Consider the following 9,811-nt stretch of genomic DNA (forward strand, 5'->3'; position numbering starts at 1 on the left):
GAGGGAGCACACGAACATGAACGCCACGCCGCGCGGCGCCGCCGCGATCGAGCCCTTCGTCGCGCGTTTCGCGCCGAGCGACGTCACCCCCGTGGGGCCCGCGTTCGTCGAGTACGCGGCCGACCGGCTGCCGCAGTCGCTGCTCGCGCTGTACCGCGATCACGGCATCGGCTGGTACGGCAAGCAGGAGCTGCAGCTCGTCGACCCCGCCGTGTGGACGCCCGTGCTGCAGGAGTGGTTCGGTGTCGGCGTCGCGAGCATCCCGTTCGCCGTCACGAGCTTCGGGCACGTGTATCACCTCGACGAGGACGGCCGCGTGCAGTGCCTCGACCCGCACTTCCTGACCAACCTCGTCGTTGCAGAGTCGGCCGACGAGTTCTTCGCCGAGCACCTCGTCGGGCCGTCGTCGCACCTCGCGGACCTGCGCGGACCGCACCAGGGTGCGCGCACCAAGCTGGGGCTGCTCGGTGAGGGCGAGCTCTACTCGTTCACGCCGATGCTGCCGCTCGGCGGCACCGTCAGCCCCGACGCACTGACGAAGGGTGACGGCGTCCAGCACGCCCTCCTGACGCACCGCATGGTGCGCGAGCAGCGTCAGCGCTGATCCGCCAGCCTGTGGTCATGCGCTGACCTGCGGGAGCCCCGAACACCCACCTCGGTGATCAACGACGATGCCCGCCCCACTTCGATCGAAGTGGGGCGGGCATCGTCATAGCAGGGAGAGCCCGCGTCAGCGCTTGCCAGCGGAGCGAACACGCCATGCGCCCGCACCGGCAGCGCCGGCGAGCAGGCTGAATGCCGCGAGCGTCGAGGTGGAGGAGTTACCCGTCGACACGAAATCGGTGTTGACCTTGGGGCCAGCGCTCGGGACGGCGGGCGTGGCCGGAGCAGGCTGGGACGGCTTCGCCGGGGTCTGCACGACGGGCGCAGGCGTCGTCGAGACAGGTGCCGGCGTCGTCGGCTTGGCGGGTACGGGTTGGGCGGGCCTCGAAACCGTCTTCTTGACGTAACCCGCAGGGAAGGTTGCGTTCTCGCACGCCACATTGTTGTCATTGCGATCCAGCGCCGGGCGGTAGCCCGGCTCACCCTTGTTGATCGGTGCTGCGTGGGCTGCAACCGCGGCATCGCAGTTTGGGTAGTACACCGCGGCACTGGCCGGCGTTGCCGCGGCGGCGAGGGCTGCGCCGACGAAGCCCAGGGTTAGAGCAGGGGCGATGGTCTTCTTCATGAGCTGTCCTTCAGGGGCGTCACTCGTTGGTCGATCCAACGCTCTCGACGCTAGCGATCCCGCACCTCGAATGGGGGAAAGCTGATGAAACAGTGTGAGAGGGCTTCGAGGCGCGCCGGGTTCGCGATCTGGCGTTGGGGGCGTCGAGCCGTGAGCTTCCTGGCCCGGAGCACCATTCGCCATCTGGCGCTTTCCGCCCGGTCGGCCGCGCTATTTCGTGAGCGATCGGGCAGATCGCGGTCGATCAGCAGTGGGCAGTACCAGGTCGCCGGGTGGTCGGGCCGGGGCGGACGGAGATCATGTCGACGTTCGCGTCCGGCGTCGCCGTGAGGGCGAGGCGGACGGCGCTCGCGACCGACTCGGGCCGCAGGTAGTTCGCCTCGTCGTACTCGCGGCCCTCGAAGGAATTGAGCTCGACCTGCATGTCGGTCGCCACCCGCCCCGGGTGCACGGACGAGACGCGGATCCCCCTCGGGCGCAGCTCCTCTCGCATCGCGTCCGTGAGGGCGCGGGCTGCGAACTTCGACGCCGAGTAGACGCCGCCGGGGCCACCCGCCGTCAGCCCCGAACCGGAGTTGATGACGACGACGGTGCCGCGAGCCGCCTCCAGGGCGGGCAGGAGCAGCCGCGTCAGATCGGCGACGGCGACGACGTTGATCTCGAACGTGCGGCGCCAGTCGTCCCGACGCAGATCCGTCAGCGCGCCGTTGCCGAGCACGCCGGCGGAGTGGACGACGCCGTCGAGACGCGTCAATCCGAGAGCTTCGACGGCGCGAGTCGTCGAGGCCTCGTCCGCCAGATCCGCGACGAACGGCCGGGCGTTCTCGTATCGCGCACACGCCTCGGTGACGGCGTCGGCAGACGCGCCGCCGATGATGAGGTCGTGATCGGCGGCCAGGGCGTCACAGATGGCGCGGCCGATGCCGCGCGTACCGCCGGTGACGAGGACGGTGGGGCGAGACGTCATGATGTTCTCCTCAAAAGGGTGGGCCCGTCGACAGGCATGGTCGGCAGGGCGGCGGGGCTGGACTCACGGTAACGAAGACCGCGCGGCGGGCCCGGGTCGGTTCGCAACGAAGACCACGCGGCGGGCCCGGCTCCATCTGCTCGGTGGGCCCGTTGCTGCGCTTCCCGGCCCCACAGATCCTGCCCGCAGCGGCCGGTTTCTCAGCTGCCCGAGAATCGTGCATCTGCACGAGGAATGTGCGTCATGAAAGTCGTGCAGATGCACATTACTCATGCAGTCGGCCCGGGCTGGCCGACTCACCACTGGTGCAGCTGGTCCGGGCTCGTCGAGTCGCTCCGGGGCAGGTGGCAACAGGCCGGGGGGCACCGGCTTGCCCGTGCGATCGAACACTCCGCCACGGCGGGTAACATGGTGGCAACGACGTTCGAGCCGTCATCAGCGGCGAGTCCCCGGAAGAACAGGTTGCGCACACCGCGAGCGCACCCCAGTAGAACCGGGCGGGAGTGGCCCGTCACAGCCGGCATGAAGCGGTCATGTCGCTCCTCGTGCGCCCGCCACCGGGCGAGAGCGCGGGTTCGAGATGGCAAGCAAGGTGGTACCGCGGCCACCCGGCACACGCCGGCGACGTCGTCCTTGCTCGACGATCTGACGCGCAAAGGATGCCACCATGACCTACCCCAAGGTCGACCTCACGCGAGAGCACGCGGCAGCGACCCCCGATGACGCAGCGGGAGCGGCCGCCACGACCCCCGGCACCGGCGAGGCGTTCGGCATCCCCAAGGGCGTGCCGAGCAGCCCGAACTTCCCGTCCATCGAGAAGGCCGTCCTCGACTACTGGCGGCGCGACGACACGTTCCAGGCCTCGATCGAGCAGCGCGACGCCGGCGAGAACGGCGACAACGAGTTCGTCTTCTACGACGGCCCGCCCTTCGCGAACGGCCTGCCGCACTACGGCCACCTGCTGACGGGTTACGTCAAGGACCTCGTCCCGCGGTACATGACGATGCGCGGAAAGCGCGTCGACCGCGTCTTCGGCTGGGACACGCACGGCCTGCCCGCCGAGCTCGAGGCGATGCGCCAGCTCGGCCTCAAGACCAAGGACGACATCCTCGACATGGGGATCGAGAAGTTCAACGACGCCGCGAAGAAGAGCGTCATGAAATACGCCTCCGACTGGGAGGACTACGTCACCCGCATGGGCCGCTGGGTCGACTTCGAGCGCGGCTACCGAACGTACAACTCGGGCTACATGGAGTCGGTCATCTGGGCGTTCAAGTCGCTCTACGACAAGGGCCTCATCTACGAGGGCCTGCGCGTGCTGCCGTACTGCTGGAACGACGAGACGCCGCTGTCCAACCACGAGCTGCGCATGGACGAGGACGTCTACAAGAACCGTCAGGACCCGGCGGTGACGGTCGGTTTCACGCTCGAGACGGGGGAGAAGGCCCTCATCTGGACGACGACGCCGTGGACGCTTCCGAGCAACCTCGCCGTCTCCGTCGGCCCGGACATCGACTACGTCGTCGTCGAGGCCTCAGGCCCGACCGGCAGCGACGAGAAGTACGTCATCGCCGAGGCGCGCCTCGCGGCCTACAGCAAGGACCTGTTCGGCGAGAAGCTCGACGCCGACGCGCTCGCCGCGAAGGTCGTGCGTCGCATGAAGGGCTCCGAGCTCGTCGGCCTCACCTACACCGCGCCGTTCACGTACTTCCTCGACGACGAGCGCGTCGTGGGCAAGGCGTGGCGCATCCTGTCGGCCGACTACGTCACGACCGACGACGGTACGGGCCTCGTCCACATGGCTCCCGCGTTCGGTGAGGAGGACAAGGCCGCGACCGACGCGGCCGGCATCCCCGTCGTCGTGCCCGTCGGCCCCGACGGCCGGTTCACCTACCCGGTGAGCGACTACGAGGGCATGCAGGTGTTCGACGCGAACCCGCACGTCATCGACCACCTCAAAGCGGCGACGAAGGGCGACATTGCGAACGCCGGGCACGCCAGCGACGGCACCGTCCTCGTGCGCCGCGAGAGCTACGACCACTCCTACCCGCACTGCTGGCGCTGCCGTCAGCCGCTCATCTACATGGCGGTGAGCTCCTGGTTCGTCGAGGTGACGGCGATCAAGGAGCGCATGCTCGCGCTCAACGAGGAGATCGACTGGGTGCCGGGCAACGTCAAGCACGGCCAGTTCGGCAAATGGCTCGAGAACGCGCGCGACTGGTCGATCACCCGAAACCGCTTCTGGGGCAGCCCCGTTCCCGTGTGGAAGTCGGACAACCCGGAGTTCCCGCGCCTCGACGTCTACGGCTCGTTCGAGGAGATCGAACGTGACTTCGGCGCCTTGCCCCGCAATGCTGACGGCGAGGTCGACCTGCACCGTCCGTTCGTCGACGAGCTGACGCGCCCGAACCCCGACGACCCGTCGGGGAAGGCGACGATGCGTCGGGTCGACGACGTCCTCGACGTCTGGTTCGACTCGGGCTCGATGAGCTACGCGCAGGTGCACTACCCGATGGAGAACGAATCGTGGTTCGAGAACCACTTCCCGGCCGACTTCATCGTCGAGTACATCGGTCAGACGCGCGGCTGGTTCTACACGCTGCACATCCTCGCGACGGCGCTGTTCGACAAGCCCGCGTTCTCCTCCGTCATCTGCCACGGCATCGTGCTCGGCAGCGACGGGCAGAAGATGAGCAAGTCGCTGCGCAACTACCCGGACGTGTCCGAGGTGTTCGACCGTGACGGCGCCGACGCGATGCGCTGGTTCCTCATGTCGAGCCCGATCCTGCGCGGCGGCAACCTGTCCGTCACCGAGCAGGGCATCCGTGACGGCGTGCGTCAGGTCATGATGCCGCTGTGGAACGCGTACTCGTTCTTCGCGCTCTACGCGAACGCCGCAAACGGTGGTGAGGGTTACGACGCGCAGTGGTCGACGGCGTCGAACGACGTGCTAGACCGTTACCTGCTCGCCAAGCTGCACGACTTCGTCGCGCAGGTGCAGACGCAGATGGACGCGTACGACATCGCGGGGGCGTGCGACAGCGTCCGCAGCTTCCTCGACGTGCTGACGAACTGGTACATCCGCCGCAGCCGCGAGCGGTTCTGGGGCACCGGATCGTCCGCGAGCACGGGCACCGAGCACGAGGCGTCGAGCAACGAGGCGTTCGACACGCTCTACACCGCGCTCGAGGTCGTGACGCGCGCCGCGGCGCCGCTGCTGCCGTTCGAGACCGAGCAGATCTGGCGCGGCCTGACGGGCGGACGCTCGGTGCACCTCACCGACTTCCCCGTCGCCGACGACCTGCCCGCGGACGCCGACCTCGTCACGGCGATGGACCGCGCCCGTGAGGTGTGCTCCGCAACGCTCGCCATCCGAAAGGCCGAGAAGCTGCGCGTGCGCCTGCCGCTGGAGTCGGTGACGTTCGTCGGTGAGAACCCGCACCCGTTGGAGCAGTTCGCCGATCTGATCTCCGACGAGGTCAACGTCAAGAACGTCGTGCTCGCCGACTCGGCGAACGTCGACGCGGATGCGCTCGGCGTCAGCCGGCGCCTCACCGTCAACGCTCGCGCGGCCGGCCCTCGGCTCGGCAAGAACGTGCAGCAGGCCATCAAGGGCAGCAAGTCCGGCGACTGGTCGCTGGGCGCCGACGGCGTCGTCACCGCCGGTGGGCTCGCGCTCGAGGAGGGCGAGTACACGCTCGACATGGTCGTCGACACCGAGAAGGCCGGCGCCGACACAGCCGCCGGGATGCTGCCCGGTGGTGGCTTCGTCGTCCTCAACACGCAGGTGACGCCGGAGCTCGCCGCCGAGGGCCTCGCGCGCGACGTCGTGCGCGCCGTCCAGCAGGCCCGGCGCGACGCCGGTCTCGACATCTCCGACCGTATCTCGCTCACCATCACCGGTGACGACGAGGTGTGGGCGGCGACCGTCGCGCACCAGGACCTCATCATGCGTGAGACGCTCGCGGTGCAGTTCGGCTCGGCGGGCACGCAGCACCAGCTGCCCGACGGCGTCGGCACGAGCGCCGAGGTCGGCGACAAGCAGCAGGTGCGTATCGTCGTGAAGAAGGTGGAGAACAAATGAGCGACCAGCGTCCGCGCGACGAGAACGACTACGACGGCGACGGATTCGACGGCGCCGACGTCAACGAACACCTCGTCGAGGGTGAGAGCCCGCGCGACGGGTACGCGACGTTCGGCATCCAGGGCGAATCGTTCGGACACGCGAACGAGGAGATGGATCTCGACGAGTACGTCGCCGAGCACGTCATCGGTGACGGCTCGGCCGGCCCGGGCGGTGAGACGGGCGACGCCGCCGACCCCACGGAGCGCGCCCTGACGACGGGCATCGTCGGCGACAACCTCGTGAGCAAGAAGGCCCAGCGCAGCGGCGACCCCCGGGCCGCCGCTCGCGAGGCCGAGGAAGCTGCAGCGCTGCGGCTGCGGGCGCGCGAGATCGAGGACGAGATCCTCGCGCGCACCCCGGAGAACAACCCCGAACCGTCCCTCGAACGTGTGCGTCGCGCGATGGAACTGCTCGGCGACCCGCAGACGAGCTTCCCGATGATCCACCTCACGGGCACGAACGGCAAGACGTCGACGACCCGCATCGTCGAGCGGCTCGTGCGCGAACGCGGTTTGAAGACAGGGCGATTCACCTCACCGCACCTGCACGACTTCCGTGAGCGCATCAGCCTCGACGGCGAACCCGTCGACGTCGAACGGCTCGTGCGTGTGTGGGACGACATCGAACCGTTCATCGCGATGGTCGACCACGAGAGCACGAGCAACGGCGGCGTGCGGATGACGTACTTCGAGGTCGTCGTCGTCCTCGCCTACGCCGTGTTCGCGGACGCGCCCGTCGACGTCGCAATCGTCGAGGTCGGCCTCGGCGGCGCGTGGGACGCGACGAACGTCGCCGACGGCGTCGTCAGCGTCGTCACGCCCGTGGCGCTCGATCACCAGCGGCTGCTCGGTGACACGGTCGAGGACATCGCGCACGAGAAGAAGGGCATCATCAAGCCCGGCGCGTTCGCCGTCGTCGCCGCGCAGGTGCCGGAGGTCGACGAGATCCTGCGCGAACAGTGCCTCGAGGTCGACGCGACGATGCTGCGCGAGGGCGACGCGTACGCCGTCACCGCGCGCGAGGCGGCCGTCGGCGGGCAGATGATCTCCGTCAAGGGCCTCGCCGGTGAGTACGACGACCTCTTCCTGCCCCTGTTCGGCGCGCACCAGGCACACAACGCCGCGACGGCGATCGCCGCCGTCGAGGCGTTCCTCGGGGGAGGAGAGACTAAGATCGACGACGGCGTGCTGCGCGCCGCGCTCGACGCCGTCACCTCGCCCGGGCGACTCGAGGTGGTGCGGCGCTCGCCGACAGTCCTCGTCGACGCCGCGCACAACCCGGCCGGCGCGCAGGCACTGCGTGAGGCGCTCGCGGATTCCTTCCAGTTCAACCGCCTCGTCGGGCTCGTCGCCGTGCTCGCCGACAAGGACGCCGAAGAGCTGCTGCTCGCGCTCGAACCGACGCTCGACCACGTCGTCGTCACGCGCAACACGTCGCCGCGCTCGATGGATCCGCGCGAACTCGGCCAGCTCGCCGCCGAACTGTACGGCGACGATCGCGTCACCGTCGTCGACAGCCTGCCGGACGCCCTCGACCGCGCGGCGGCCCTCGCCGACGACGAAGGCGTCGGAAGTGGCGTCCTCGCGACGGGCTCCGTCGTCACGGCCGCGGACGTGCGCATGCTGCTGGGGGTGACGTCGTCATGATCGCCGAATGGATCCGTCGCCTCCGCTTCACCGGCGTCGGCGAGAAAAAGACGCGACAGCTTGCGGGCGCCGTCATCGGCTGCCAGGCGTTCGTCCTGTTCTTCTTCGCGCTCGTCGCGTGGGGCCTCGACCACTCCCGGCACCCCGACGGTGGCGGCAACGCGACGACGTTGCTCTGGGTCGGCATTGCGCTGGCTGTGCTCTGCCTGTATTCCAGCGCGTCGATGCGCAAACCGCTCGGCATTCCGTTGGGATGGGTGCTGCAGGCAGCGACGCTGCTCACCGCGTTCATCGTCCCGTCCATGCTCGTCGTCGGCCTCATCTTCCTCTCGCTGTGGATCACCGCGCTCGTACAGGGCGACAAGATGGACGAGCTCACTCGTAACTTCATGAGGGAGTATTCATGAACTGGCTCGAGGCCGTCGTCCTCGGCATCGTGCAAGGGCTCACCGAGTTCCTGCCGATCTCGTCGTCGGCGCACCAACTGCTCGTCGGTCGCGTGTTCTTCGACAACGACGGCGGCGGCGCCGCGTTCACCGCCATCAACCAGCTCGGCACGGAGACGGCCGTCCTCGTGTACTTCTGGAAGGACATCGTCCGCATCATCAAGGCGTGGTTCGGCTCGCTGCGCGGCCACGTCGCGAAGGACGACCCCGACGCGCGGATGGGCTGGCTCGTCATCATCGGCACCCTGCCGATCGGCATCCTCGGCATCCTGTTCAAGAGCGCGATCGAGGGCACGCTGCGCAACCTGTGGATCACCGCGACGATGCTGCTCGTCTTCGCGCTCGTCATCATGCTGGCCGATGTCGTCTCCGACAAGCGCGTCGAGGAAGGCCATCACGAGAAGGGCCTGGACGAGCTGACGTGGGCCGACGGCGTCAAGTACGGCTTCTTCCAGGCACTCGCCCTCATCCCCGGCGTCTCGCGCTCGGGCGGCACCGTCGCCGGTGGTCTGTTCATGGGCTACTCCCGACCCGCCGCGGCTCGCTACTCGTTCCTGCTCGCCATCCCGGCGGTGCTGTCGTCCGGCCTGCTCGAACTCATGGACGTCATCAGCAAGGGCAAGGATCACGACTCCGGCAGTTGGGGCATGATCGCCATCGCGACACTGCTCGCGTTCGGTGTCGGCTACGCCGTCATCTCCTGGTTCATGCGATACATCTCGACGCACAACTTCCGCCCGTTCGTCATCTACCGCATCGCGCTCGCACTCGTCGTCTTCGGGCTGCTCGCGACCGGCACGATCGACGCCGCCGTCAACTGAGCGATCCACGCGCCCGCCGCGACGAACGGCATTCATGATCTGCCCCCGACCTTCGATAGGTTGGGGGCAGATCCGCACTCTCTGCCTGGAGGACACCATGACCGCACAGCTCGAACGCTCCCTCGTCATCATCAAGCCCGACGGCTACCGCCGCGGCCTCACCGGCGAGGTGCTGCGCCGCATCGAAGCGAAGGGCTACACGATCGCCAAGCTGCAGGTGACGGAGGCGACGCGCGACCAGCTCGCTGCGCACTACGCCGAACACGAAGGCAAGCCCTTCTACGAACCGCTCGTCGAATTCATGAGCTCCGGCCCCATCGTCGTCGCGGTCATCGAAGGCAACGACTGCATCAAGGGCTTCCGCTCCCTCGCCGGCGCCACCAACCCCACCGAAGCGGCCCCCGGATCCATCCGCGGCGACCTCGGCCGCGACTGGGGCCTCAAGGTGCAGCAGAACATCGTCCACGGTTCCGACTCCACCGAATCCGCCGAACGCGAGATCGCGATCTGGTTCTGACCTTCCCTCGCTGTGTCTTCCGGTGAGCGACAGGTGTGGGCTCGCAGGCTCGCCCACACC

Annotated in this window: 8 protein-coding genes; 6 read left to right on the forward strand and 2 right to left on the reverse strand. The window is 68.4% G+C overall.

The genetic code is table 11. From position 1 onward, the window contains the following. Positions 1–16: 16 nt before the first annotated feature. Complete coding sequence (locus tag AC1RS9_RS02425; protein WP_006944396.1) at positions 17–604, forward strand: GAD-like domain-containing protein; 588 nt, start codon at positions 17–19, stop codon at positions 602–604. Between the two features lie 126 nt (positions 605–730). Here the strand turns inward: AC1RS9_RS02425 and AC1RS9_RS02430 are convergent, their stop codons facing one another. Then, a complete protein-coding gene (locus AC1RS9_RS02430) occupies positions 731–1,228 on the reverse strand; it encodes an excalibur calcium-binding domain-containing protein (protein ID WP_473956650.1) in 498 nt (165 codons plus the stop codon). A 244-nt stretch (positions 1,229–1,472) separates the two neighbouring features. Further along, positions 1,473–2,195: an SDR family oxidoreductase gene (locus AC1RS9_RS02435; RefSeq protein WP_492920395.1), complete on the reverse strand. Its 723-nt coding sequence runs from the start codon at positions 2,193–2,195 to the stop codon at positions 1,473–1,475. A gap of 667 nt (positions 2,196–2,862) precedes the next feature. Between AC1RS9_RS02435 and ileS the strand changes: the two genes are divergently transcribed. The 5 genes from ileS to ndk all read left to right on the forward strand — a co-directional run bounded on the left by ileS (position 2,863) and on the right by ndk (position 9,751). Continuing rightward, complete coding sequence (gene ileS / locus AC1RS9_RS02440) at positions 2,863–6,279, forward strand: isoleucine--tRNA ligase (protein ID WP_083603912.1); 3,417 nt, start codon at positions 2,863–2,865, stop codon at positions 6,277–6,279. Continuing rightward, a complete protein-coding gene (locus AC1RS9_RS02445; protein ID WP_006944412.1) occupies positions 6,276–7,967 on the forward strand; it encodes a bifunctional folylpolyglutamate synthase/dihydrofolate synthase in 1,692 nt (563 codons plus the stop codon). Before ileS ends, AC1RS9_RS02445 begins: the two co-directional genes overlap by 4 nt. After that, the gene (locus tag AC1RS9_RS02450; protein WP_006944394.1) at positions 7,964–8,374 is read left to right on the forward strand and encodes a DUF4233 domain-containing protein; all 411 of its coding nucleotides are present in this window, start codon (positions 7,964–7,966) and stop codon (positions 8,372–8,374) included. The genes AC1RS9_RS02445 and AC1RS9_RS02450 overlap by 4 nt, the downstream gene beginning before the upstream one ends. After that, positions 8,371–9,234, forward strand: a complete 864-nt coding sequence (locus tag AC1RS9_RS02455) for an undecaprenyl-diphosphate phosphatase (RefSeq protein WP_006944409.1) — start codon at positions 8,371–8,373, stop codon at positions 9,232–9,234. Before AC1RS9_RS02450 ends, AC1RS9_RS02455 begins: the two co-directional genes overlap by 4 nt. Before the next feature lie 97 nt (positions 9,235–9,331). Further along, a complete protein-coding gene (gene ndk, locus AC1RS9_RS02460) occupies positions 9,332–9,751 on the forward strand; it encodes a nucleoside-diphosphate kinase (protein WP_062257506.1) in 420 nt (139 codons plus the stop codon). Positions 9,752–9,811 lie beyond the last annotated feature (60 nt).

The sequence above is a fragment of the Dermacoccus sp. MPR-E5 genome (assembly GCF_058809565.1).

Excerpts from the sequence above, each read along its gene's own strand:
- AC1RS9_RS02425 (WP_006944396.1), top strand. The coding sequence starts at position 17 with ATGAACGCCACGCCGCGCGGCGCCGCCGCGATCGAGCCCTTCGTCGCG.
- AC1RS9_RS02430 (WP_473956650.1), bottom strand. The coding sequence starts at position 1,228 with ATGAAGAAGACCATCGCCCCTGCTCTAACCCTGGGCTTCGTCGGCGCA.
- AC1RS9_RS02435 (WP_492920395.1), bottom strand. The coding sequence starts at position 2,195 with ATGACGTCTCGCCCCACCGTCCTCGTCACCGGCGGTACGCGCGGCATC.
- ileS (WP_083603912.1), top strand. The coding sequence starts at position 2,863 with ATGACCTACCCCAAGGTCGACCTCACGCGAGAGCACGCGGCAGCGACC.
- AC1RS9_RS02445 (WP_006944412.1), top strand. The coding sequence starts at position 6,276 with ATGAGCGACCAGCGTCCGCGCGACGAGAACGACTACGACGGCGACGGA.
- AC1RS9_RS02450 (WP_006944394.1), top strand. The coding sequence starts at position 7,964 with ATGATCGCCGAATGGATCCGTCGCCTCCGCTTCACCGGCGTCGGCGAG.
- AC1RS9_RS02455 (WP_006944409.1), top strand. The coding sequence starts at position 8,371 with ATGAACTGGCTCGAGGCCGTCGTCCTCGGCATCGTGCAAGGGCTCACC.
- ndk (WP_062257506.1), top strand. The coding sequence starts at position 9,332 with ATGACCGCACAGCTCGAACGCTCCCTCGTCATCATCAAGCCCGACGGC.